This is a genomic window from Gemmata palustris (assembly GCF_017939745.1).
GTDB classification, from domain to species: Bacteria; Planctomycetota; Planctomycetia; order Gemmatales; family Gemmataceae; genus Gemmata; species Gemmata palustris.
Genome location: NZ_JAGKQQ010000001.1, coordinates 1,073,475 through 1,099,342 on the forward strand (window position 1 = coordinate 1,073,475; position 25,868 = coordinate 1,099,342).

13 protein-coding genes and 1 tRNA gene are annotated in these 25,868 nt (G+C 65.9%); 4 read left to right on the forward strand and 10 right to left on the reverse strand.

The features are described 5' to 3' along the window. Positions 1–237 precede the first annotated feature (237 nt). Positions 238–2,871 carry a phenylalanine--tRNA ligase subunit beta gene (gene pheT / locus J8F10_RS04415; protein ID WP_210652651.1) on the reverse strand — a complete coding sequence of 878 codons (2,634 nt, stop codon included), beginning with the start codon at positions 2,869–2,871 and terminating at the stop codon, positions 238–240. Between the two features lie 182 nt (positions 2,872–3,053). Between pheT and J8F10_RS04420 the strand changes: the two genes are divergently transcribed. Continuing rightward, a tRNA-Lys gene (locus J8F10_RS04420) sits at positions 3,054–3,126 on the forward strand. Between the two features lie 908 nt (positions 3,127–4,034). Here the strand turns inward: J8F10_RS04420 and J8F10_RS04425 are convergent. From J8F10_RS04425 to hisH, 5 genes are all read right to left on the reverse strand, one after another. Next, positions 4,035–5,228 (reverse strand): LegC family aminotransferase, encoded by a 1,194-nt coding sequence (locus J8F10_RS04425; RefSeq protein ID WP_210652652.1) that lies wholly within the window; start codon positions 5,226–5,228, stop codon positions 4,035–4,037. Then, a complete protein-coding gene (locus J8F10_RS04430; RefSeq protein ID WP_210652653.1) occupies positions 5,212–6,195 on the reverse strand; it encodes an SDR family NAD(P)-dependent oxidoreductase in 984 nt (327 codons plus the stop codon). The genes J8F10_RS04425 and J8F10_RS04430 overlap by 17 nt, the downstream gene beginning before the upstream one ends. Continuing rightward, a complete protein-coding gene (locus J8F10_RS04435) occupies positions 6,192–7,286 on the reverse strand; it encodes a nucleotidyltransferase family protein (RefSeq protein ID WP_210652654.1) in 1,095 nt (364 codons plus the stop codon). The genes J8F10_RS04430 and J8F10_RS04435 overlap by 4 nt, the downstream gene beginning before the upstream one ends. A gap of 102 nt (positions 7,287–7,388) precedes the next feature. Then, the gene (locus tag J8F10_RS04440) at positions 7,389–8,639 is read right to left on the reverse strand and encodes an N-acetyl sugar amidotransferase (protein WP_261363042.1); all 1,251 of its coding nucleotides are present in this window, start codon (positions 8,637–8,639) and stop codon (positions 7,389–7,391) included. After that, positions 8,617–9,312: an imidazole glycerol phosphate synthase subunit HisH gene (gene hisH, locus J8F10_RS04445; protein ID WP_210652656.1), complete on the reverse strand. Its 696-nt coding sequence runs from the start codon at positions 9,310–9,312 to the stop codon at positions 8,617–8,619. The genes J8F10_RS04440 and hisH overlap by 23 nt, the downstream gene beginning before the upstream one ends. A 218-nt stretch (positions 9,313–9,530) precedes the next feature. Here hisH and J8F10_RS04450 point away from each other — a divergent pair, with 218 nt between their 5' ends. Beyond that, positions 9,531–10,448, forward strand: a complete 918-nt coding sequence (locus tag J8F10_RS04450; protein ID WP_210652657.1) for a transposase family protein — start codon at positions 9,531–9,533, stop codon at positions 10,446–10,448. Between the two features lie 301 nt (positions 10,449–10,749). Here the strand turns inward: J8F10_RS04450 and J8F10_RS04455 are convergent, their stop codons facing one another. Further along, positions 10,750–13,629: a cadherin domain-containing protein gene (locus J8F10_RS04455; protein WP_246522900.1), complete on the reverse strand. Its 2,880-nt coding sequence runs from the start codon at positions 13,627–13,629 to the stop codon at positions 10,750–10,752. Positions 13,630–14,070: 441 nt separating this feature from the next. Here J8F10_RS04455 and J8F10_RS04460 point away from each other — a divergent pair, with 441 nt between their 5' ends. Together J8F10_RS04460 and J8F10_RS04465 are read left to right on the forward strand one after the other, a co-directional pair. Beyond that, positions 14,071–15,159, forward strand: coding sequence for a DUF3500 domain-containing protein (locus J8F10_RS04460; RefSeq protein ID WP_210652659.1), 1,089 nt, complete (start codon positions 14,071–14,073; stop codon positions 15,157–15,159). An 83-nt stretch (positions 15,160–15,242) separates the two neighbouring features. After that, a complete protein-coding gene (locus J8F10_RS04465) occupies positions 15,243–16,523 on the forward strand; it encodes a TIGR02996 domain-containing protein (RefSeq protein ID WP_210652660.1) in 1,281 nt (426 codons plus the stop codon). A gap of 1 nt (position 16,524) precedes the next feature. Here J8F10_RS04465 and J8F10_RS04470 read toward each other — a convergent pair whose 3' ends face one another. The 3 genes from J8F10_RS04470 to J8F10_RS04480 all read right to left on the reverse strand — a co-directional run bounded on the left by J8F10_RS04470 (position 16,525) and on the right by J8F10_RS04480 (position 25,852). Beyond that, a complete protein-coding gene (locus tag J8F10_RS04470) occupies positions 16,525–22,704 on the reverse strand; it encodes a hypothetical protein (protein WP_210652661.1) in 6,180 nt (2,059 codons plus the stop codon). Positions 22,705–22,837: 133 nt separating this feature from the next. Then, positions 22,838–23,764 (reverse strand): hydroxypyruvate isomerase family protein, encoded by a 927-nt coding sequence (locus J8F10_RS04475; protein WP_246522908.1) that lies wholly within the window; start codon positions 23,762–23,764, stop codon positions 22,838–22,840. Between the two features lie 210 nt (positions 23,765–23,974). Then, positions 23,975–25,852, reverse strand: a complete 1,878-nt coding sequence (locus J8F10_RS04480) for a complex I subunit 4 family protein (RefSeq protein WP_210652662.1) — start codon at positions 25,850–25,852, stop codon at positions 23,975–23,977. Positions 25,853–25,868 lie beyond the last annotated feature (16 nt).

Consider the following 25,868-nt stretch of genomic DNA (forward strand, 5'->3'; position numbering starts at 1 on the left):
CAAGAAGCCCGCGGAAGGGTTTTGTGAGTGGGACGGGTCTGTCGCACGCGCAAGTGAATAGCCGCGGGCTTCTGTCGCCCGCCTCGTTTCGGGATTATCCTAACGGGTTGGACGAACCGCTCCCTGTGGTCGCGGTTCGTTCCAGAGCCTGAACCGGCCTAATGCCCGAACACGTCGGGCATTAGGTCCGCTACCTCGCACGTCGGCCTTTCGGCTCCGATCACGGGCGCCTCCCCATCACGCCAGGTCTTTGCCGCGGATCTGCGCCTTCAGCACGTGGCGCAGCCGGCCCTCGACCTTCTCGTGGGCCTTCACGATCTCCTTCTCGCCGAGCGTGCGGTCCGGGGCCTGATACGTCAGCGCGAACGCGAGGCTCTTCGTGCCGTCCGGCAAGCCGGTCCCGCGGTACACGTCGAAGAGGGTCGCGTCGGTGAGCAGATCCCCCCCGCCGGCGCGGATCTCGGCCAGCACCGCTTCCGCCGGCGTCGCGTCCGCGACCACGACCGCCACGTCGCGCTTCGCGGGCGGGAACGTGCTGAACGGCTTGTACCCGTAGCGCGCGGGAACGGCCGCGAGGACCGCTTCGAGGTCGAGTTCCGCCACCTGAACGGCGCGGTCCCCGAGTAAGAAGTTCGCCGCGACCTTCGGGTGCAGTTCGCCGAACACGCCGACCGCGGTACCGTTCACGCGCAGTTCCGCGGCGCGCATCGGGTGCAACCACGGTACGGTTTGCACGGCCGCGAACGTGACGCCGGGCAGGTGCAGGTCACCGGCGAGCGATTCCACCACGCCCTTGAGGTCGTAGAAGTCGTAGCGCGCCGGCGCCGCGCCCTGCGGGTCGTCCCACGCGGCTCCCGTCCGCCGACCGCTCAGCACGAGTGCGAGCTTCCGCGGTTCGCTCGGCAATCGCTCGTCGGCCTTCGGCAAATACACGAACCCGAGTTCGTACATGGCTACGCTGTCGGTCGCTTCGAGATTCTTCTGCACCACCGCGAGCAAGCCGGGAAGCAGCGTGCGCCGCATTACCGCGCGTTCCGGCGACAGCGGGTTCATGAGGGCGACGAAATCGTCGGGGGAAGAACCTAACCCCCCAACCCCCTTCCCTAGGAAGGAAGGGGGAGCAGAGCCATCGGCGGTTTTAAGCCCCTCTCCGTTTAGGGGAGGGGTTGGGGAGGGGTTCTTTTCTGCTGCCAGTTTCGTCTCCGCTTCCACACTACTCAGCGAATACGTGATCGCTTCCTGCAACCCCTGATCGGCGAGCAAGTTGCGAACGCGGTCCTCGCCCTCGATATCGCGGTTACCCTTCGGTTCCGGTAGCTCGAGCGGGAGCAGGCGCTCTTTCAGGTTGTCGTACCCGTACACACGGGCCAGTTCTTCAATGAGGTCCGCGGTGCCGGCCTGGATGTCGAGCCGCGTTTGCGGGGTCGTTACGGTCCATGCGTCCTCGCCGTCCGGTTCCACCTGAAACTGGAGCGCGGTCAGCACGCGGACGACCTCGGCACTCGGGATATCGAAACCCAGAAGGCGCCGAATTTCCGCTTGGTCCAGGTCGATGACTTGCGGCGGCAGCGGCGCGGGGTACGCATCTACAACCCCGGCCAGCACTTCGCCCCCGGCGTGGTCGCGGAACAGTTGCGCGGCACGAACCGCGGCCGGCAGCGCCTGTTCCGGGTGAATGCCGCGGCTGAACCGCGTGCTCGCCTCGCTGAACAGGTTGAACTGCCGGGCGGTCTTGCGCACGCTGACGAAATCGAAGCACGCGCTCTCGAGCAGAATCGTCGTGGTCGCGGCGCTCACTTCGGTTTCCGCGCCGCCCATGACGCCGGCCAGCGCGATCGGTCCCGCCGTGTCCGCGATCACGAGGTTGTCCGGCGACAGTTCGCGGTCCTGGCCGTCGAGCGTTTTGAGCATCTCCCCGGCCTTCGCCGGGCGCACGAGGATCGTCGGGGCTTTACCACCGGCGCGCTTCACGAGCACGTCGTAGTCAAAGGCGTGCAGCGGTTGCCCGTGTTCGAGCATCACGTAGTTGGTGATGTCCACCGCGTTGCTGATGGGCCGCATCCCGGCGTAGTGCAGGCGCGAACACATCCACCGCGGGGCCGCTTTGAGCGTCACGTTGCGAACGATGGTCGCGGTGTAGCGTGAACACAGTTTGGGGTCGGCGATCTCGACGCGCACTTTGCCGTCGATCGTCTCCGCGACCGTCTCCACCTTCGGCTCGGCGATGGTCGCGTTCGCGCCGGTGAGCGCGGCCACCTCGCGCGCGATGCCGATCATCGAGAGGCACCGGGCCATGTTCGGCAGGATGTCGAGTTCGACGACGATCTCGCCGAGCACGTCCTGGGCCGGGGTGCCCGGGACCGCGTCCGCGTCGTCGAGAATGATGATGCCCTCACTCTCCTCCGCGATGCCCAACTCGAAGTCAGACATGCACATCGCGTCGTTCGGGAGGCCGCGCAACTCCTTCGGCGCCAGCGTCATGACGGTCTTCTTGCCGTCCTTGCCGGTGAAGAAATATTGCGACCCGCACAGCCCGAGGATGATCTTCATCCCGCTCTGACCGACAGCGATGTTTTCGGCCCCGGTAATCACGGTCTTCGGCTCGCCCGTGCCGAGGTCGAGTTTGACGAGTTTGAGGGTGTCGGCGTTCGGGTGCTTGGTGATCTCGAGCACCTGCGCGACCACGAGTTTGTCGCGCTCCCACACCAGGCCCGCGTCCTCCGGTTTCACCCGGAGCGTTCCTCGCACCGGCAGCCCAAAAACTTTCACCCCGGAAGATTCCAACCCGGCGATGGTCAGTCGCTCGACGAGCGCGCCCGGATCGGCCGGGAGCGGGACATAATCTTTGAGCCAGGACAGCGGAACGAGCATGGCGGGAGCCTTGTGTTTCACTGAAGATCGAATGCGGACATCGTATGGAGACGGGTCCGTTGGCGTCAGTGGTTCGGGCTCCGGCGCGAACCGGGGCGCAAAATCGTGTGTCCGAGAGGTGAAGTTTTCGGCGAAGCCCCCTTGAATGGCGGGGTCGGATTTCCCAAGATAATAAGCAGTTAGCCCCTTTAGCTCAGTTGGTAGAGCAGCTGACTCTTAATCAGCGGGTCCTCGGTTCGAGCCCGAGAGGGGGCACTTAGCAAGGTCTGAAATAGCAAGGGGTTCCGGTGAAAACCGGAACCCCTCATTTTTTTATCCCCAGAATCGCCACATTATCGCCACACTATTTTTCGGACGGTGGGGGCTGCTCTGGCGGAAATAGCAAACAGGCGGCCCCTTGAGGGTATCCCACCGGTCTGACGCCCTCACTGCGTCGAGGTAGTGTCAGGTGGTGGGGATCATAACGTGTATGCTGCTTGTGATGAACAACTTGCCGCTTCGGAGTCGGCACAGAGAGCTGAAGAAGAGATGAAGTAAGTCCACTTACTTCGAGACATATTTGGCAATCCCCTCTGCCCCATCACATTTGACTCCGTGTGGCTTACCGCCACCGCGCCCTCGCGACGGGTATCTACAGCGAGAGCGCGTTCGGCCGCCTCCCATTCCGGCCGACGCGATTCAGGGCGCCGAATGCGATAACGACAACCTCCGGAACCACTTGCGATGCGCGGGGCCGCGCGTTGGAGTTGGTACTGGGCAAATCGTAACGCTGCGCGCGGCATTACACAAATCCCAGAAATGACACTTAGATCACTAGTGGAACGCGATATAAGTCAGCGGGCGGAATTTGTGCATTTCCGGGCACCGGGATCGCGGTAGCACACTCCGCGAGGCGAAGTCGGATGAGAGCCAAAATGTCAGCGAATGTTAGCCGCGCGTCGCGGGAGAACGAGGATGTGCGGCGATTTTCAGTGTGAGAATGAGTCGGCACGCGCTGAGGTATTTGCCACTGTAACGCTCGCGGGCCGAAAATGTTAGAGAATTTTAGCCCGAACGCACTGGTAAGGAGGCGGAGCCGATGCTGCTGGACGCCAACCGAGGTTTCAAACGTTCGACAACGCCTCATTCCGGGCTGTGTTTTCCTGACGCGGAAGAGGTGCATTTTATGCGGTCGCTCGCTCGCTCCGCCAGAACGCGCTTATTGTGGCGAGCACTTGCTCCCGCTGCTGTGGTGTCAAACCGACCGAACACGGGAGGCTGAGCGATTCGCGGTACAAGCGGTCCGCGACCTCGACGCGGTACGATTGGCGGCCCGCGTGCGCCGGCGAGCAGTGGAGCGGCTGCCACAGCGGGCGCGTCTGGATGCGGTGCGCGTCCAGGTGGCGCATCAGCGGGCGACTTTGATCTCTCCCGACCCTCACCGTGTACATCCAGGACGTGCTGAACGCCCACGGCGCTTCCGCGAACGGCTCGATCATCGGTACGTCCCGGAACGCCGCGTCGTACACCGCCGCGGTCGCCCGTTTTGCACCGACGAACTGGTCCAGCAGTTCCATCTGGGCGCAGCCGAGAGCGGCCTGCAGGCTCGTCAGTCGGTAGTTGAACCCGACCTCTCCGTGGACGTACTCTAGGGGGTCGTCTTTTGCCTGCGTGGTCAGGTACCGCGCGCGCTCCGCCAGGCGGGGATCGTCGGTGACGATCATTCCGCCGCCGCCGCACGTCAACAGCTTGTTCCCGTTGAAACTGAAGCACGCGGCCGCGCCGAACCGACCGACCGGCCGGCCCTTGTATTTCGCGCCGAGCGCTTCCGCCGCGTCCTCAATGATCGCGAGGCCGAACCGCTCAGCCACTTCGCACACCGGGTCCATATCGACCGGGTGGCCGAGCACGTGAACCGGCAGCACCACGCGAACGGTCCGCCCCGTTGTGCGGTTGACGAGAGCGCCCCCGCGGGAGGTGCATTCGCGTTCCAGGAAGTCCGTCAGTTTTTGCGGGTCGAGTTGGCCGTGGACCGGTTCGGCGTCGAGGAACACGGGCCACGCCCCGGCGTACCGGACCGCGTTCGCCGTCGCGATGAACGTGAGCGCGGGGACCAGCACCTCGTCGTCGGGCCGGACGCCCGCGGCGAGGAGCGCGACGTGCAGGGCCGCGGTGCCGTTTACGGTGGCGACGCCGTACTTCGCGCCGGCGCTCCCCGCGACCATTTGCTCGAACCGGTCCACGAACGGTCCGGCGGTCGAGACCCAATTACTGTCGAGACACTGCTTGACGTAGTCCCAGGCGTTACCGCGAATTTCCGGTACGCAGAGCGGGACGAAGCCGGTCGGCGCGGAGCCGGGTTCACTTGACGTAGACACCGGGCCGGTACCTCTCGATGTGATCGCGGACCCACGCGATGGTCCGCCGCAGGCCCTCTTCCAGTCCGATCGCGGGCGCCCAATCGAGCAGCTCGCGAGCGCGGCGGTTGTCGGCCAGGAGGCGCTCGACCTCGCTCCCGGTGGGCCGCAACCGCTGCGGGTCGCACTCGACCGTTACCGGGCGCCCGGCGAGTTCGCCGATGAGTTGTGCCAGCGCGCCGATGCTGATCTCGCGCCCGCTGCCGAGGTTGATGGTCTGCCCGACCGCACCGGGCGCGGACGCGGCCCGCACGAACCCGTCCACCGTATCGGTAACGAAGTTCAGGTCGCGCGTCGGTGTCAGGCTCCCCAGACGGACCGCCGACCCGGTCAGGCACTGCGTGATGACGGTCGGGATCACGGCGCGGGCCGACTGCCGCGGCCCGAACGTGTTGAACGGGCGCACGGTCACCACCGGCACTTCAAAAGAGCAGGCGAACGCCTCCGCCATCTTGTCCGCGCCGATTTTGCTAGCGGAGTACGGCGACTGCCCTTGTAACGGGTGCGCCTCATCGATCGGGACGTAGCGCGCGGTGCCGTACACTTCACTCGTCGAAGTGTGGACGACGCGCTCGACGCCGAGTTCGTGTGCGGCCTGGAGGACGTGCAGCGTGCCGGTCACGTTGGTGCGCACGTAGGACGCGGGCGCCTGGTACGAGTACGGGATGGCGATCAGTGCCGCGAGGTGGAAAACGACTTCGGTCCCGGTCACCGCGTGGCGCACGCTGTCGCGGTCGGTCACGTCGCCCGCGACCACTTCGACGTTTTCGCGCACTGAGGCGTCGTTTAACCACCCGCGGCTCTCGAGCGCGTTGTAGTGGACCAGTGCGCGGACGCGGGCGCCCTCGTTAACCAGGCGCTCGACGAGGTGGCTGCCGATGAACCCGCCCGCGCCGGTGACCAGCACGCGCTTGCCGTTCCAGTTCAAGCCGCGTACCTCCCGGTGCGAACGTCCTGCTGCGCCTGCTCGTAGTCCGGTTGCTGGCCGATGTCGAGCCAGTACTCGACGATCGGGAAGCTGACGACCGAGTGCCCCTCGGCGATGAGGATCGTAATCAGGTCGGTCATGTCGAACCGGCGGTCGGCGGGGATGAGCCGGTGGGCCGACGGTTCCAGTACGTAAATGCCGGCGTTCACGAAGAACTGCAGGGCCGGCTTCTCCACGACGCGGCGCACGAGCGGCCCGTCGGCCTCGATGACGCCGTAAGGAACCTTCATCTCGTAAGCGCGGACGCCCACCGTCAGCGCGGCGGCGTGCTCCGTGTGGTACGCGAGCATCGCCCGGAAATCGACCCGGGTCAGGATGTCGCCGTTCATGACCAGGCACCGCTCGGTCAGCGGCCCCATGAGCCCGAGCGCGCCGGCGGTGCCGAGCGGCGTTTCTTCGCGCAGGTAAGTGAACTCTACGCCGAAGTCGCGCCCGTCGCCGAAGTGATCGACGATCTTTTCTGCGAGGTAGTGCGTGCTGATGTTCACGCGCCGGATGCCCGCCGCCCGGAGCTGCCGGACGGTGCGCTCCAGCAGCGGCGTGTCGCCGACCGGGAGCATCGGCTTGGGCGTGTCGTCGGTGTACGGGCGCAGGCGCGTGCCGAACCCTCCGGCCATAATAACCGCCTGCGCGTCCGGCAGTACGTTGGGCAGGAGCTCGTCGAGTGTGGTCAACCCGGTCACGCGCCCGGCGGCATCGAGTAGCGGAACCTGCCGGACGCCGTGCTCCCGCATGAGTCGCAGCAGCGTGTCGGAACTGGTGCCAGCGGGCGCGGTGACCGGGCGCGCGGCCGCGGTCTTGCCCGCGAGCAGGTCGCGCACCGGGTGCGCGACCGTCAGCCCCGCGAGGATGCCCCGGCGGATGTCGCCGTCGGTGATGGTGCCTTCGAGCCGCCCGTCGGTGTCGACGACCAGAACGATACCCTTCCCGGTCCGGTCGAGTTGCGCGAGCGCCTGCCGCAGGGACACGTTCGCCGATAATCGCAGGCCGTCCGTTGTGGGGGCGGGCGCTGCGCTGTCCCGAGGTGGCATGGGAGTGCGTCCCCTTTGGGGCCTCAAGTCTGGAGGGCACGGTGCGCGCGGTCGGTACCCGGGGCCGTGCGCGGCGCCCCCGCTTCGGCGCGCGGACCCCTATTAAGCCGCTCGGTGTTCTTCATCGACCGCCCCGATCGCGTGTCTTAACTTCCATTCTCCCCCGTCCTTCTTCCACAAGTGGGGCGAGCGGAACCGGTCGCACAAACCGAGGAAGTGGTCGGGCTCCATTTCGAGCGCGTCCATGATCTCCTGGAAGTATTTCTTCGGGAACTCTCCGTCGAACTTCCGCACCAGGGCGACGCCGTCCTCGCGCGTCAGGTGGCGGTTCCGGATCTCCTGACTGGAGTCGTAGGTCGCGCGCCCCAGCCCGAACTTGATGAACGTCGTGTAATAGTGGAACCCGTCGATCTTGTCGTCCAGGCTGTTGTATTTACTGTACGTCCCCTCCGTGCGGAAGGCGTTCGCCTCGAACCCGCAGTGCTCGGCCGCGTAGTAGTAGCACTCCTGGGGCGTCCACTTCAGGTAGTAGCCGAGGTAGCGGACCTCGATGTTCGACCGCTCCAGTTCGTTGTGGTCGGCCGGGAGGAACGGGCGCAGGTCGGCGCGCTTCAGCCCGTAGCGCCCGATCAACTCGGACACCGGCAGCCCGGCGAGGGACATGTCGTCGACGTTCTGCGCGGTGAAGTACGACCGGTCGCGGAGCGAGGTGCTGTTGTCGGCCAGCGGGTTGCCGTACTCGGCCTCGTTCTCGCCGTAGAAAATCAGTTTGATGTCGTGCTGCAGTGCGACCTTCGGCGCGAGGTTCTTCTGGCCCAGGATGAACGTCTGGAACGGGTGCAGCAGGTTCTCGATGGCGAGTTTCGTGAGCAGCCGCATCACGCGCCCGTTCGGCTTGAACGTGACGTTGTCGAACCCGCCGACCTCGCACCAGTTGCGGAAGTTCTTCCACCCGATGTCGGTGTACAGGATCGGCGGCCACGTGCAGGTCAGCGGGTGCATGCCGTACTTGTACTTGAGGACGTGCGCCTGGTACGCGCTGTCCTTGCCGCCGCTGCCGGGCACGAGACAGTCGTAACTGCCGTCCGCGCTCCGGTGGGCGTCGAGCAGTTGGAGCAGTTCGGCCTCCCGCGCGCCCCAGTCGATGCGGAACTTGTGCTCGGCGTGCCGGCAGGCGTCGCAGACGCCCTCGGCGTCGAGGTGCAGGGTGACCTTCTTGCTGGCCGGGGTGTGCCGGAACTCCGGGGTCGACGCGGGGCGCTGGTTCGACATCGTGCAGCGCGCGCAGAACCGCACCTGCTCCGGCAGCCCGTAGTACGCTTCCAGGTTCTCAGGCGGCACGTGGCACCTCATCGGAGCGGCCGCGCGCGAGCGCGGCAATAGTGTGATAAACCCGCATCCCCTCCGGGCCGCTGCGCTCCGGGTGGAACTGGAACGCGAACGTGTTCCCGGCGCGGAGCGCGGAGCAGAACTCGGTGCCCCCGTACCGGCCCCAGGCGAGGACCACGCGCGGGTCCGCGGGGCGCGCGTAGAACGAGTGAACGAAGTACATCGCGGTCCCGTCGGGCAGCCCGGCGAGCGGCGACCCGGCCCAGGGGTCGCCGGCGCCCGCGGGGCGCCGGACGCGGTCCCAGCCGACGTGCGGTACCTTCACCGGTCGGCCGGCGCGGTCCGTTTCGGCGAACCGCACCACGTCTCCCTCGATTAGGCCCAACCCGCGGTGCCGCCCGAACTCGTGGCTCTCGGTCATCAGGAGCTGCTGTCCCAGGCAGATCCCGACCACGAGCCGGCCCGCGCGCGAGCGCTCGCGGAGCGGCTCGACCAGCCCGCGCTCCCGGAGGCGGTCCATTGCGTCGCCGAACGCGCCGACGCCCGGTAGCAGGACGGCGTCGGCGGACGCGACGTCGGCGGGGCGGTCCGTGACGAACGCGCCCATCTCGGCGCGCTCACAGGCGTGGCACACGCTGAACAGGTTGCCCATGCCGTAATCGACCACGGCGACCGTGGGTCGTGTCGGAACGCTCATCTCTCCTGCCCGCCGTGCGTGTCGGTTTCGCCGTGTGGATACCACGCGCCCGGAATCGTTGCAAGGTGAAAAACGTCGCCGGATTCCACAATCGCATGTGTGCGTGATCGATCGGGCAGACGGGGTGGAACGCTGCTTCCTCACCCAATAGACCTCATTCACGATAGCAGTTGATTCGTAGGATGTCGGGACGAATCTTGCCCTGTCGGATGATGCCGATGATCGCGCGCCTTGAGAACCTGCGGAAGTCCTCGGTCGTTTTTGGTCACCTGACCGGGTTGACCGTTGCCGCGTTCGATGCGTTGGCGGCTGATGTGGTCCCGGCCGTTGAAGCCGCGCACAAGAAGGCACTCGAGCGGCCCAACCGACAACGGGCGGTCGGAGGAGGCGACGACTTCGACCTGTCGACCGCCGATCAGGTGCTGCTGACGGTCATCTGGCTGCGCCAGTACCCGACCAATGAGGTACTCGGGTTCCTGTTCGGGGTGTCCGACTCGACGGCCAGCCGCGCCCGCACCCGGTGCCTGCCGGCACTGGAGCAAGCGGGCCGGGACACGATGCGCACGCCCGACCCCGGCACGGCCCGGCGCAAGCGGTTGCCGGCGTTGCTCGCCGGCACGCCCGGTCTGGCGGTGGTAATCGACTCGTTCGAGCAAAGGACCCCGCGCCCGAAGCGCCGTCCGCGGGCGTACTATTCGGGGAAGAAGAAGGCCCACACGCTCAAGAGCCAAGTGGCCGTAGATGAGGAGTCCGGGGCCATCGTGGACGTCTCGGACTCGGTGCCGGGGCCGTGGGCGGACATCAAACGGCTCAAGAAGTCGCGGCTCATGAAGCGGCTCCCGAAGGGGGTCGGCGGGATCGGCGATCTGGGTTACGTCGGGATGGGCGAACTGCACCCAACGGGGTTGGGCGCGGCCCCGCGACGCAAGCCGCGCGGGAAGGACCGTCCGCCAGAAGACCGGAAGTACAACCGCGCGTTCAGCCGGCGCCGGATCGTAGTGGAACACGCGATCGGGCGGTTGCGCCGGTTCCGGGCGGTGGCGCACTTAAACCGACACCCGCGACCGAGGCACGCGATGCGGGTCCGGGCCATTGCCGGGTTGGTCAACCGGATGCTCAAACACCGAGCCTCCTGAACCGGCTCTGGGGAAGGGGCAGAACACTCGACCCGCTATCGTGAATAAGGTCTAATAACTATTTCGCAGCGCGTCTATTGACTTCAAGAAACTCACGAAGTGACGTGGGTCGGGCGTTCCCACATACGGGCCCGGTCGGCGTAAGAAGCGAAAATCAAAAACGACCCGGGGCGCCCGATCAACTTGATTGATCGGGCGCCCCGGGTCGTTTTATTCGTTCGACGACCGCGCAGAACCTCACATTTCGTTCAATGCCGACCCCCGACGGGACTTGGGCAGTTCCATCGGGGTGGGGCTGGACTTACGTGACGACGATCGTGAGGGCTTGGCTATCGGTCAGGGTGCCGGTACCGTTGTCGGTCACCACCACGGTCACGTTGTACGTGCCCGGTGTCGAGGTCGAATTGAAGGTCAGAACCCCGGTCGAGGAACCAATGCCGAACATGGCGGCGTCTGCACCGGTGATGCTGTACGTGAGCGTTTGCGCGGGCAGGTCTTCGTCGGTGGCGGTAACTGTGGTGACCGCGGTTCCGCCCGCCGTGAGCGGGATGTTGGCCGTGCCCGTTCCTCCGTTGCTGGTGATCGTGGGTGCGTCGTTGATGTCCGTAACGGTAACCGCGATCGCTTGCACGTCGGTGAGCGTGCCGTCGGACGCGCGCACGATGACGTCGTAGACGTTGTTGGCGCCCGCGTCGGTCGGGCTCTCGAAGTTGGGCGCGGCCAGGAAGATCAGAACTCCCGTAGTGGGGTTGATGCTGAACAGAGCGGCATCGGCCCCGCCAATAATGGTGTACGCCAGCGTGTCCCCGGGCAGATCGGCGTCGGTGGCGGTGACGGTGGTGACCGCGGTCTGGTTCTCGGTAACGCTAACGGTTGCGGTCGCGCCGCCGCTGTTGCTCGTGATGACGGGGTTGTTGTCGTTGACACCGGTGATGGTGACGGCGATAGCTTGGGCGTCGGTGAGCGTGCCGTCGGACACCGTGACGATCACGTCGTAGACGTTGTCGGCGCCCGCGTCGGTCGGCACTTCGCGGTCGCGGGCACTGACGAAGGTCAGCACCCCGGTCGCTCCATTGATGGTGAAGAGGGCCATGTCCGCCCCACCGGTGATGGTGTAGGTCAGCGTGGTGCCGGCGTCCGGGTCGGTGGCGGTGACGGTGGTGACCGCGGTCTGGTTCTCGGCCGCGTTCACCGAGGCGGTCGGCCCGCCGCTATCGCTAGTGATGGTCGGGGCCTCGTTCACGTTGGTCACCGTGACGGCGATGGCTTTGGTCGCGGTCGCGGTCCCGTCGGACACCTGCACGATGACATCGTAGACGTTATTGGCACCCGCGTCGGCCGGGCTCTCGAAGTTGGGCGGGGCCAGGAAGGTCAGAACCCCCGTAGTGGGGTTGATGGTGAACAGGGCCATATCCGCCCCGCCGGTGATGGAGTAGGCCTGAGTGGCGCCCGCGTCTTCGTCGGTGGCGGTGACGGTGGTGACCGCGGTCTGGTTCTCGGCCGCGTTCGCGGTGCCGCCGCTCGTGATTACGGGCGCGTCGTTGGCGTCGGTGACGGTGACACTCAGATCCTGCGTATCGGTCATGGTTCCGTCGGACACCGTGACGGTCACGTCGTAGACGTTGTTACCGCCCACGTCGCCCGGAACCTCGAAATTCGGGGCGACCAGGAAGGTCAGGACGCCGGTGGTGGCGTTGATGGCGAACTTCGAGGCATCGGGGCCGGTGATGCTGTAGGTCAGGGTACCGCCGGCACCGGTATCGGCGTCGGTGGCGGTGACGGTGGTAACCGCGGTCTGGTTCTCGGCCGCGTTGATCGGCGCGATCGTGCCCCCGCCGTTGCTCGTGATTACGGGTGCGAACTCGCTCACGCCGGTGACCGTGATCGAGACGTCCTTGGTCGCGGTGAGGAACCCGTCGGACACTCGGACGGTGATCTCGTAGACGTTGTTCGTGTTCGCGTCGGTCGGGGTCTCGGCGTCGGGCGCGGCGAGGAACGTGACCACACCGGTGGCGGCGTCGATGGCGAACTTGGCGGCGTCGGCCCCGCCGGTGATGCTGTAGGTGAGGGTCTGCGCGGGCAGGTCCGCGTCGGTAGCGACGACCGTGTAGGCCGCGGTCTGGTTCTCCGCGGCGCTGGCGGTCGCGCTGGAGGTGATGACCGGCGCCTCATTGGGGTTGGATGGGGTGGCGATCGCGCTCAGCGTCCGGCCGGTCGCGGTGCTGGTCAGTTGCGCCTGGGTGGTGCCATCGAAGGTCTTGACGTGCGAGGTGCCGACGGCGCCCGTTACGATGTCCCCGTCCGCGTTGACGCCCACCAGAACCCCGCCCTTGAAGTTCTGATCGTAGGCGAAGAAGCTGGCGATCTGGCTCCCGTCGGCGCCGCTGAACGCCTTCACGTGCGGGGAAACGCCCGGCCCGGAGCCGGTGACGATGTCGGCCTTGCCGTCCCCGTCCACGTCCCCGACCGCGACATTAACGCCGCCGTTGAACCCGGGGTAGGCGAAGAAGCTGCGGGTCTCGGCTCCGGTGGCCCCGCTGAACACCTTCACGTGCCCGCCGGCACCCGGCCCGGAGCCGGTGACGATGTCGGCCTTGCCGTCCCCGTCCACGTCCCCGACCGCGACCCGGACCCCCCCGGTGAACCCCGCGTCGTAGGCGAAGAAGCTGCTCAGCAGAGTGCCGTCGGCCCCGCTGAACGCCTTCACGTGCGGAGCCCCCGCGCCCGCCACGGCCGCCACGATGTCGGCCTTACCGTCGCCATCAATGTCGCCCGCGGCCACGTTCACGCCGCCGGGGAACCCGCTGAACGCGAGGAAGCTGCGGACTTCCTGGAACGTCGAGCCGTCGAACACTTTGACGTGCGTGGTTCCGGTCGCGGTTCCGGTGATGATGTCCGCGACGCCGTCCCCGGTCACGTCCCCGAGGGCCACGTTGATGCCCCCGGTGAACCCGCCGCCGTAAGCGGTAATGGCCGCGACCTGTTGTTGCGTGTCCGCGTCGAACACGCGCACGATCGGGGCGTCCCCGACCGCGACCCCGGTGGCGAAGTTCGCCGCCAAGTTGAGTCGGTCTTCCAGAACCTCGACCCAGAACTTACCGCGGGGCGCGGCGGGCGCTGTGCTCCGGAGAGAGCGGGCGGGTTTGGCGAGCAGGCTTTTCATCCAGCGTGCGAGTTGCATCGGTGCTTCCACTAGGTGCGGGGGCATATTCTCGCGGGCTCGACCGGGCCGACGAGGGTAAACAGAGGAGCTGCACAGCCAGAACGCCCGGGGCGCGGTCAGCACCCCCCTCGGCGGTTCGGCGCGCTGTGCTCTTGAGCCACATCTAAGGGCGTCAACGACTTAAGTCAATTCATATCTCGACGTAAACTGCCCAAAATATCCATATTAACAGTCTGTAGGAATAATGAGGGTTTAGCGGAATCAAGGATCCGAGCCGCGACACGGCGCACGGATGGGCACTCGCTCGGAAATTCGCTCATTGTGATCGCGATTCGGTCGGGCCATGCTATCGACGCTCGCCTCCTTCGCGCGTGACAACCGCGCGCGGATCGGGTCTAATGGCGCGAGTGACACCTTGGCCTCGCCCGTCCCTTTCCCCTCCTGCCGGAGCGCGTCCCCATGATGCCCGCCGAACAGAACCCGTCGTGCCCCGATTGCGAATCCGCGCCCGTTCCTTCAACTCCGGGCTCTGCGGAACCAAGCGTTTCGCTCCGCGGCCCGTTTCTGGCCCGTCGCGACTTCATCCGCGTGCTCGGTACCACGGCCGCTGTTGCCGTGACCGGTGGCCTGACCCCGCTCCAAAAGGCCCGCGCCGCCCGTGCCGAGAAGCAGGCCCAGGCCGAAGCGATGATCTTCGATCTGTTCAAGTCGATGGACGCGGACCAGAAGAAGAAACTGGTGCGCGCGTGGGACCACGGCGTGGTGAACGGGAAGGGCACCCCCGCCCGGCTCCTGACCCACAACGCCGCCGACGGCAAATCCCGGATCGGCGACGAGTACACCAAGAAGCAGGTCGAGTTGCTCGACCGGATCTTCCGGGCGATTGGTAGTGGGGAAGAGGGGTACAAGCAACTGAGCCGCAACGGGCGGTTCGATGCGAGCAACGACTTCGAGACCATCGGCGCGCTGATCTACGGCGAAGCGGCCGAGGGCAAGAAGTTCTCGCTGGTGTTCTGCGGGCACCACCTCACGGTCCGGTGCGACGGTAACTCCGAAGAGAAAACCGCGTTCGGCGGCCCGCTGTACTACGGCCACAGCCCGAGCGGGTACGCGACCACCAACGTGTTCTACCGGCAGACCAAGACCGCGAACGAACTGTTCAGCGCCCTCAGCACGGAGCAGCGCAAGACCGCGGTGATGCCGGGTAAGTGGAAGGACGAGCACACCGGCGTGCCGGTACCGGGCAAGAATTCGACCGTTCCGGGACTCGGCTACGCTGACATGAGCCGGGAGCAGAAGGAACTGACCCAAAAGGTGATGACGGAACTGGTCGGCCCGTACCGCAAAGAAGACGGCGACGAGGTGATGGAGATCATCAAGGCGAACGGCGGGATGGAGAAGCTGGCGATGGCCTTCTACCAGGAGGGGAAGACGAACGACAAGGAGCCGTGGAGCCACTGGCGGCTGGAAGGCCCGGGCTTCGTGTGGAGCTTCCGCGCACTGCCGCACGTCCACACGTTCGTGAACGTCACCAGCAAATTGAGCTAACCAACTCGGAACGCGAACACGGGCCGCGCCAATGGTGGCGCGGCCCGTGTCGTTTGTGGTCGCAGCCCCATGAGGACCAGAGCATGTCCGCGGACGCACCCCGGTTGGAGAACCCGGAACTTCTGGCAGCGATCATTGCCACCCCGGACGAAGACACCCCGCGCCTGATGTACGCGGACTGGCTCCAGGAGAACGGCAACGACGCCCGCGCCGAGTTCATCCGCCTCCACATCGAATGGGACCGGCGCCCGCACTACGCGCCTCCGAACGAAGACTTGAAGCGCAGGTTGATCGCCGCGTGGGAGGCCGCCGGGTTGAAGACAGAAGGCGCGATTTTCGAGCGCGGCTTCGATTCGGTGGCGGCGTTCAGAGAATGTTCTGACTTGCGCGAGCACGGCGCGAGCGTATTCGGCTCAAAACCTGTTCGAGTTCTATATCTGGACGAGGGCTGGTTAACGACTGAAGAAGATGACAACGAGCGCGCCCAAGCCTTTGCAGAATTGCTTCCTATTCTCGGAGGCTTGACTGGATTGGGCGCGTCCGATAATCGTTATGTTCTCGCTGATTTTGCCGAAGAGCTTCTTCAGTCGCCTCGCGCGTCTGCTCTGCGTATGCTCGACTTTGGACCGTGCGCGGGCGTTTGGGACTGTGAACGGATCGCGACCGCGAAAGATCTCACGAGCCTCCTCGTCCTGGATTGCTCTGCCGCGTGGGAATTTGACTGCAAAGCGACGGTCGGTCCGTTGGTTGGGGCCGCACATTTGCGATCGCTCGTGGCTCTTCGTTTCGGTATGGCCAACGACGTGGAAGGTTTCATCGGGCCCGACGAGATTCAGACTCTGGTTCAGTCTCCGTGCTTCACGAATCTGCGCCAACTCGTTCTGAACGGCCAAGTTCTATTCGATGACGAGGCAGTGCGGCGCTTGCTGCATTGGGGCCACATCGGACAACTCGAAGTGCTTGAGATATCCCGAACACAAGTTGGCGCGGAAGGGTTGCTCGAATTAAGCCGCTGCCGCCAACTCACGAATCTCCGCCGGCTTGTGATCGAAGGTTATAAACTCGAACCGCAAGCAATCGCGCGTCTGCTTGACTCGCCGCATCTTCGCGGTTTGCGCGAGTTGTACATCCACAGCTTAGAAGAACAGCAGTTGCCAGAGGAGTTGAGCGAGAGGCTCGCGGATCGTTTCGGAACGTTCACCGTGGAAGGGATGATTCACGATCCGCCACCGGTCTGCGTCGAGGATCGGATTCGTGGTCGTTACCGATTGATGGACGGTAGCGGGTATCACTATCTCGGTCGGGATTCCAACCGCGATCCGAAGACGAATCAAATCCTTCACCCCGAATACGCGATCCTGTGACCTACTCGCCCTCGGCCGGTTCCTTCGGTTGGTGCCCACGGCGCTTCTCCAGGTACGCGAACAGCGCCAGCACCACCACACCCAGCACGATCCCCGATGCGTACCAGACCCACGTTTGCTCCAGGTTCACGGCCGCGTGCCAGATCATCGAGAAGATGTCCAGTAGCAGGAACCCGACGCCGAGGTAAATGAACGCGCGCACCCGCAGGAGAATCCCCGCCAGCACGCCGCACACGCAGAACACGGCGAGCACCACCGGGAGCCACGTGGACGCGCCGACGCCCGCGATGAACATGTCCGCGGCCGACGCGACGTAGATCATCGAAACGCCCGCGTACCGCATCGCGTTGGAAACGTCCGCGGAGAGCCGGTTCCGGTTGATGTGCTCGGACGCCAGAATAATGAGCGCGAGCGGGATCACCCACGCCTGCGGGTGAACGAAGAACGGTACCTCGTGGTGTACGAGCAGTGCCCACATTGCCGCGTTGGTCGCGAGTGCGGCGAGCAGTGCCCAACCGAACGACTTCTTCGAGAGCGCGACCAGCCCGTACACGCCGCCCGCGAGGAACCACAGCCACGCATACGCATCGAAGTGCTGGGGCAACTTCTCGAGGTAGCCGAGGAGCGGAATCAGGCCGGGGGCCGTGTCGCGCGCGAACTCGCTCACGAACACTGGCGGCTTCGCCCAGAACGCGATCAGCGGGATCAGCGGGAGCAGCACCCCGGTGCGCCGGAGCGGGAGGGCCAGCACATCGATCTTCTTCCGCTCGAACAGTTCCGCGAGGCCGATGCCGGCATACGCGAGGCCCATCACCGCGAACGTCCAGAGTTTCGCGACGTCGCCGCGGAACAGTTCCGGCACGTTGAACTTGACCTGCGTGAAGAACAGCACGATCAGCACTTCGGCGAGGTAGACGTAAGCGGTTTTGCGCGCGGGCCGCAGTCGGAACGGGTCGCGATCGGCTTTGAGTGCGAACCGCAGCGCGAGCACGAACAGCCCCGCGATTCCCGCGAGCATCGAGAGCGATTCCACGCGCGTGAGTGGCGTGCGCCGGTCGGCCGGGCTGAACGCCGGGACTTGCTGGAACAGATTGAGGCACAGTACCGCGAGGGCCGCGATCGAGGTCCAACCCGCGACCCGGCGCACGGACCGGCGCCAGTCGGCACCAAAACGCGGCGCGCCTTCACTCCCACCGATGGCAGCGGCGGCCAGTGCGACGAACAGCCACGCATTCCGGTGCAACCAGACAAATGGGTCGTTCGGGTCCGGGGCTGCCCAGGCCAGAGTCGCGAGGGAAAGCACTCCCAGTGTCGCGCTGAGCGTGCGCAAAGAATCGCGGACCGGCTCCGGGTACACGCGGGCCACTACCGCGAATGCGAGCGCGAAGAGCGCGACTCCGGCCGGGCTCGCGAGTCGGTCCCATAGGTCGGGCGCGGTCAACTCGGTACGCAGCCCGAGCGCGCACGCGAACACTGCGAGAATCGCTAACCCCCCGATTAACCACGGCCACAAATCGCCGCGCTCGGGCATTCCGAGGAGTGGCGTTGGGCGGCGTGAATGCACGAGTGCGATGCACGCGACGCCTAACGCATAAGCCGCGAGTGCGAGGGAGGTCGCGGGGACGTCCCAAACGGTTCGCGGATCGGCTTCCGCGATGACGAGCAGCGCGGCGAGTACACCGACCCCGAATAGCCCGGGCCGCGAAAACACGGCAACGCGGTCCCACAACGCGACTCCACACGCGACCGCGACGGCGACCAGCGCGCCCCACGTCAGCAAGCGCGGGTCGGTGCGCGGGTCGTCGAAGGTGGGGCCTAAACCGAGTGCCAGCAGGATCAGGGCCAGGATGCTCGCCACGTCGAGGGACTCGAGCCACGTTCGGCCCACCGGCGCCCTCTGTTGCCGAATGCGAACCAGTGTCCAGCAACTTGCCGCGATCGCGATCCCCGCGGCGTTCGTAAGTGCGAACCCGGAGGTCGAATCCGGTCCCCATGCGATCCCCGCGAAGATGCCGGCGAGATTCACCGTCAAGCCGGAGATGATGGCGAACCCTTCGGCCCGCGTGCGCAGCGCGATTCCGCCGAAAAACAGCGCCGTCGCGAGCGCGAGCCCGGCCGGGAACCAGGGCCGCCACGGATCGTGCCACCCGGCGCGCAGCGCGCACAGCACCAGCACTGATGCAAAGCTCCCGACGATCCAGGGGCCGAACCGCACGCGATTCAGGACCGCGAGAAAACCAAAACCCACCGCGACCCACACGAGCGCCATCGCGTGGAACGAAACCCACCGGCCGGGTTCGTCCCAACCGCGCGCGCCGACCGCGACCAAAACTCCCGCGACCGCGCCCGCCGACGCCAGGACAAGCCACTCCAGATTGGGCGCCAACCGGCGGGCGTGCCAACAGTTCGCACCGGCGACGAGCGCGAGCGCGCCCCAACCGAACATTTCAAGTGGAGCAAATGCGGCCGGGAGTTGATCGTAAGGCTTCGCCAAAGAGTAGGCAGCGGGCGCGAGACACGCGAACGCGAGCGCGCTGCCTCCGATCAGCACCTGGAGTGTGAGCGGAACGCCGCCCGGTACGCGCTTCTCGCACCCGAGCCACAGGAGCGCCCACACTGCGGCGCTGCTCGCAACGATGAGTAGGAGCCGCATTTGCTCCGCGCCATCGAGCGGTTTCCCGGCCGTGACGACCGACAGGGCGTACCCCGCGGTGAGAGTGGCCACGAACACCAGCCCGCCGGAGAGCGCGTACCCGGACGAGCGCTCGCGCCCGGCGGTCGCTGCGAGGCCGGTCACGACTAGTGCAAGCGGCACGAGGTTCGACGCCATCACCCCCATCCGGGCGAACACGGATTCCGCGCGCGGGCCACTGGGCACCAAGCGATTCAGCCCCAGTTCCGCAACGTTCGCGGAGAGGACGACCACCACACCCGCCGCGGCCGCAAACAACCCGAGCACCCACAGCTTGGTCCACGGGTCCGGCCGTACCACGAAACCGAGTGCCTCCGCGCCTCGGCGTGCCGGAACGCGCAGCGCTACGAGTGCCGAACCCGCGACGAACACGAGCGCCGTTCCCCACCGCAGTGCGGACGCGGATGCGACATCGACCGCGTACCCCCCGGCCCACACGACCGGGGCCGCGAGAGCGAGCAGCACGAGGCCGATCGCGTGAACGTCGGTGTCGTAAGGCAGTTTCGACAGCCGCCACGAGAGCGCCACCGCGCTCACAAGTAATCCGAGCAGTACCCACGCACTTGGTCCGAATGCGTGAGCGTACTCCGGCACCGGCACGAACGCCGGGATCACGGACGCGCGCCACCCGATGGGCGTCAGTTCGGCACGAACATCCGGCAACACCGCGACTACATTGAGGATCAGGAACGCGCCCACGACCGTACCGAGCACGAGTCGATCGAGCGACGATGCGTCGTCGCACCAGAGTTCTCGGGCACGCGCGTTTGCCCGTAGCGTGCGCCGAGCGACGGCCCACACCAGCGCGAGGGCGCCGAGCGCGAGGCCGAATGTATGTAGGGCGCGCGGATCGTAGAGCACGAGCTTCGTTGTTCGCCACCAGTCTTGTTGTTCGATCCAACCGAACGCAGCGAGCAAAGCCCCAAGTGTGATTGCCGCCTGGAACCCCGAGAACGCGCCCTTCTCGCGCCACACCAGCACGAACGCGAGCCACAGCGCCCCGAGCCACACCGCGAATCCGGCGCACGCGAGTGCCCATCCTTCTGCCGGGAAGAACAGCAGCGGCACGCCGAGAACTGTTGAGAGCCGGGCGGCCCAGTAGAGCGGATCACCGAAGACGCGGGCTTGTCTGCGGCAGAGAATCGCTGCGAGCATGGCGAGCGTCGCGTGTGAGAGGATCGCAATTTCGACCGCGCGCGTTTCCGGCTTCACGTCCCAAGTGAAAACGCCGAGGTGCAAGAGCCCGAGCAACGCGACACTCGATCCGCCCCACGTGAGCACCGCGTTGCCGGTGAGTCGTGCGAGCGCGAAGCTCGTGGCCGCGAGCGCGAAGAGCGTGCCGGTGTGCCACGGGCTCAGGTGCGTGAGCGAGGTCGCAGCAATGGCGACCGCGAGCACGCAAGCGGCGAACGACACGTCGCGCCCGGCGCGGCGGAGCAGGGCGGTTGCGCCTCGGTGTACCCCGCGCAGCGCGAGCGCGACGGACGTGAAACCGAGCGCTTCCAGGGCGATTGCGAATCCCCATAAGTCGGGTTGTCGCGGGGCCTGCCACCAGAGCGCCCACATCGTCGCCGCGAGGACGAGCCACAACCCGCCGTGCGCGAGCGCGCGTGTTTTCCACCGGTAGTTGCTCGCGAGGAGCCCGATCGCGCCCGCAACGTGTGCGCACGCAGCGGTGGCGGGGAACTGGGTGCCGTGCCAGTTCACAACGAGCAGCCCGAGTGCCCCGGCGCAGAGCGCACCGATCGCGTAGCTCAACGTTTGAGTCGATGTGCGCCGGGCCAGGAACTCGGCGAGAAGGGCCAGTACGAGCGCGAATCCCGTCAGAACCGCGCCGCTCGCGGGGGAACCGAGCGTTTCGTTCAACGCAGTCGGTGCGGTCCAGTTTCCCACGATGCCGTGAAAACCGAGCACGACCGCGAAGGCGAGGAGCGAGACCGCGCCGACATGTACCCACGGGAGCCGCTCGCGGAACGCGACCCGCGTGAGGAACAGGCCCGTTGCGGTGGACACGAGCAAGAGCGCGAGCGGGTCCGGCCAGGCCAGCGCGAGGCCCGTCGTGATGGTCGCGAACCCGGCCAGCGCGACTGCGGTGCCCATCGTTCGCAACCCGGCGGACGTGACGCGCCGGAGCACGAGCACGCCGGCTTCCACGACGGGCACGCCCGCGAGCGCCAGTGGAACCGCGAGCCCGGCAAGTCGAGCAGCCAGTTGCGCGGGATCACGGACGACGAACAGCCCCCACACGGCCACCAGCGCGAACGCCGCGAGCCCTACGAACATCAGGAGCGCGGTCCCGCTCTTGTCGGCGATCGGTTCGCGGCGCTGAGCGGGGTGGTACCACGACAGCCCGCCGAGCGTCGCGCCGCACGCCAACACGAAGCACGCCAGCGGTAACCACGCCGACGCCAGTTCCGCGGGCAGGAGCTGCGTTCCGGTCGCACCGACCACTGCGAGTGAAAGCAGCCAGCGCCGGTCGACGGGGCCGGGGAGGTGCTCGGTGCCGATCAGGTCGCGCCCGCCGGTGCGCACCACCCCCACGAACGCCGCGAGCGCGACAATTTTCACGGCGACGTCGGGGGCGCCTTGTGTCCCTTCGGTGAACGGCGGCGCGAGCAGGAGCAGCGTGAGTGGCGTCAGCAGCATTGATATGACGAGCATCCCGCGGCTCGTCCCGGTCAGCTTCCACCGGTGCAGCGTGTACTGCCCCACGCCGAAGAGGGCGAGCGTGACCGCGGCCGACAGTACAAACCGGAAGTACGGAATCGCTTCGATCGCTTGCCGCAGTGTGACGACGAGCGCGATGGAACACCCGACGATGAGCAACCCGCCGACCAGTTCGCCCCAAAGGATGTTGTGTTCTTCGAGGAACCCGGAGACCCTGCGCTTCGTCGGCGTTGGGGGTGCGGGTGGGGATTGCGGCGCAGGTGTTGACTCCGGTCCGGGAACGGGCTGCGGCGCGATGCGCTCGTTCGTTTCGCGCGCGGCGAGCGCCGGCGCGAGTGGTTCGGGAACCACCTCGGGAGCAGCTTCTTGTTCCGGCGAAGAGATCAGTTCCACTGCGTCGGCGGGCGCGGTGGGCTGCGTGACGGGTGTTGCTCGTGGGAGCGGCTTGGCCTTTTCGACCTGCAGCCCTTGCAGCGTTCGCGCGCGGGCCTTGAGCTGATTCAGTACGCGCTCGGCCGTGTCCGGATCGAGTTCGGCCCGATCGAGGAGACCGGTGATCTCGCGTTCGGCCGTGGTGACGCGGTGCAAACTGCGCGCGAGTACTCCATCGAGTTCGATCTCGCATTGCGGGCAGTCGCGGTCGCGCTCTTCGGTTTCAGCCCCGCACGCCGGGCAATAGCGGTAGGGTCGGTGCGTGCGACCAGCGGGCGGGTGTTCGTTGCCGAAGGCGGCCCTAAAGATGGCCGCGACCGCCACCCAAGCGAAGTGGCCGACAGTGGCAACAAAAACCAGACCGCAGATTAGCGCGCAGAGCCATTCCATACGGACGCTCGCCGGAACCCGGTGCCGGGTTCGTACCGCAGACGGGAAGGTGGCTCCGTCGGGCGGCCACCGGTAGTTATCCTCATCGACGCCGGCAGAGCGGAATTATTCCCGGAAGTGTTGTGTGGCCCGCTCACACGTCGCAAAGAGTCACGGCCTGTTTCAATCCCGCGAGCGGGTCGCGCGTCGGGATGAACTCGTGTCCGATGTAGCCGGTGTAACCCACATCGATCAGCTTCTTGATGACGGCCGGGTAGTTCACTTCCTGGAGGTCGTCGAGTTCCCCGCGCCCCGGTGCGCCGGCCGTGTGAACGTGGCCGATCAGGTCTTTCGTTTGGTCGATGCGGCGGAGCAAATCGCCGTGCATCACTTGAACGTGATAAATGTCGAAGAGCAGCTTGATGCGCGGGCTGCCGACCTTTTTGAGCACGCGCGCCACGAAATCGAGGTCGTCGCCTTGGTACCCGGGGTGGCCCTTCATCGGGTCCGAGTCGTCGCGCGTGTTGAGGTGCTCGAGGCACACCGTCACGCCCTTCTTCTCGGCGTGGAGCGCGAGCTTTTTCAGCCCCGTCACACAGTTCGCGAACGCATCGTCGGTGGAGATCGCGGCCGATTTCGGGTCGTCCGGGTTCGTCCACTTGTACCCCACGAACGCGATCACGTTCGGGTACTTAGCATCTGCGCACGCATCGATGGTCTTGCCCGTGCGCTCGATGATCTCGTCGTGGAACTTCTCGTTGTTGAACCCGCGCATGAACGGCGCGCCGGGCATCCCGTTGGGCGCGATCGCGCACACCAAGCCGTGCTTCTTGAGGGCGCCCCAATCTTCCGGCGCGATCAGTTCGACCGATTTGCAGCCCAGATCCTTCGTAACCGCGCACACCTTCTCGGTGTTCCACTTTTCGCCGCGCGCGTTGAAGCACCAGAACGCGACCGACTGGTTCGTGCGGCCCTTGAGCTTGGGCTTCGATTCTTCGGCGTGAGTCATGGTGTGAACCGTTGAGGCGGTGAGCGCGGACGCAGCGACCGCGCCTTTGAGGATCTGTCGGCGACTGTGCATGGTGTGACTCCCGTGGAGAAAAAGGAGCCACCGGAGTGTATCGCGCCGCAAAGTGCGTGTCACGCGCGGTCGGGTGCAAGAGTTTTCACCGCAGAGGGCACGAGAGGGCGCGGAGAAAAGCAAAGACCGGAAGATCCATGCTCAACCCGGTCTTTCTCTGCGCCCTCTCGTGCCCTCTGCGGTGAAAACTCTTGTCTGGATCTGAACGACTCAGGGCTTCAGTGGGGCCAGGTTCTCGATCCAACCGGCCACACTCGGGTCCATCCAGTTGAACAGCAGCAGGCCCGGTACGACACCCAGCCCGATCGCGAGCAGCGCGAAGGGGAGTAAACACACGGCCTCGCGCGGTGACAACTCGGGGAAGTTCTTCGTAGCGGCGTTCGTGCCGAGGTAGACCCGCTGCCACGTCCAGAGCAGGTACGCCGCGGTGAGAATCACGCTCGCCACGGCCGGGATCGCGAGTGCCGGGGAGAAGTTCCACGCGCCGATGAACACGCAGAACTCGCCGACGAACCCGCACAAACCCGGCAACCCCATCGAGGCGAAGAACAGAATCGCGCTCAGGCCCGCGTAGAGCGGCATCGGTTCCTTCAACCCGCCGAACCGGTTGAGGTCGCGGTGGTGGGCGCGGTCGTACACCACGCCGACAATGAAGAACAGCGCCGAGGCGGTGATCCCGTGCGCGACCATCTGGAACATCGCGCCGTCAACGCCCCACTGCCAGTATTGCGAGCGCGACGCGCTGCCCCAACTCGCCAGCCCGAGCACCACGAACCCCATGTGACTGACGGACGAGTACGCGAGCAACTTTTTGAAGTCGGTTTGCCCCATCGCGACGAGCGCGCCGTAAACGATGCCCACGACCCCGACCAACCCCACCCACCACGCGAGTTCGGACGCCGCCCACGGGCACACCGGGAAGGCCACGCGGATCAGTCCGTAGCCCCCGAGTTTCAGCAATACGCCCGCGAGGATCATGCTGACGGGCGTCGGGGCCTCGACGTGTGCGTCCGGCAGCCACGAGTGCAGCGGAACGATGGGTACTTTTACCGCGAAGCCGAGGAACAGCAGCGCGAACACGAAATACTGGAACTGCTTCGTGCATACCGGTTGAGCCTTCAAACGCGCGAGGGCCGCGTCGCGGTCCACACCCGGCGCGAAGAGCTTCACCTTGTTCGCATCGTCTCCCTTACTCGGCTCCTCTACTACGGCCGTTTTCACCGCGAGGCGGTCTTCCTGGCCGCTGAGAACGAGTGACGCGGCGCGGCCGACCTTCGACAGCGTAACGAAGTCGAAGGTGTGAACTTCGACCTGGTTCGCGGCATCTTCGGCAGTGAGGTGCGGATTCTTCTTCTGGAAATCGAACGCGCGCTGTTTCACTTCGGCCTGGTCCACGAAGTCGCGTGCGTTCACGGAATAGAGCGCGAGCATCGCGACCAGCAAACACACGCCGCCGAGCAGTGTGTAGATGACGAACTTGAGTGCGGCATATTTGCGGTTACCGCCGCCCCATAACCCGATGAGGACGTACATCGGGAGCAGCATCAGTTCATACGAGACGTAGAAGAGGAAGAAATCGAGCGCGAGGAACGCGCCGATCACGCCCGTTTCCAGAAGCAGTATCAGCGCGAGGTACCCGCGCACGGATTCCTGGATCTTCCAACTCGCGACGATCGCGAGCAGCACCACGAGGGCGGTGAGCACCACGAGCGGCAAACTGATGCCGTCCACGCCGAGCGCGTACTGGATGTTAAAGAGCGAGATCCAGGCCCGGCGCGCGACCCAATCGTTCGGGTCGAGTTTCTTCGGGATCGGTTGCGCCGCGCCGCTGGCGGCCTTGTCCGCGCGGTTGTCGAGCCGCGTGTGAACGGAGTGCCCCGGTTTGCCGTTCGCGTCAATGCGCCGGTCGAGAAGGTTGTAATACCCGACGACGACGCACAGCGCAATGGACAGCGTCCCGGCCGCGCCGAACGTGGCCCACCACCGCATCGCCTCCGTCCACTTCGACGGGAACGCGAGCAACCCGGCCGCACACACCGCCGGTAAGAACACGAGAATGGATAGCCAGGTGAGGTCCGACTCGGGCATTCCTTAGCCTTAATAG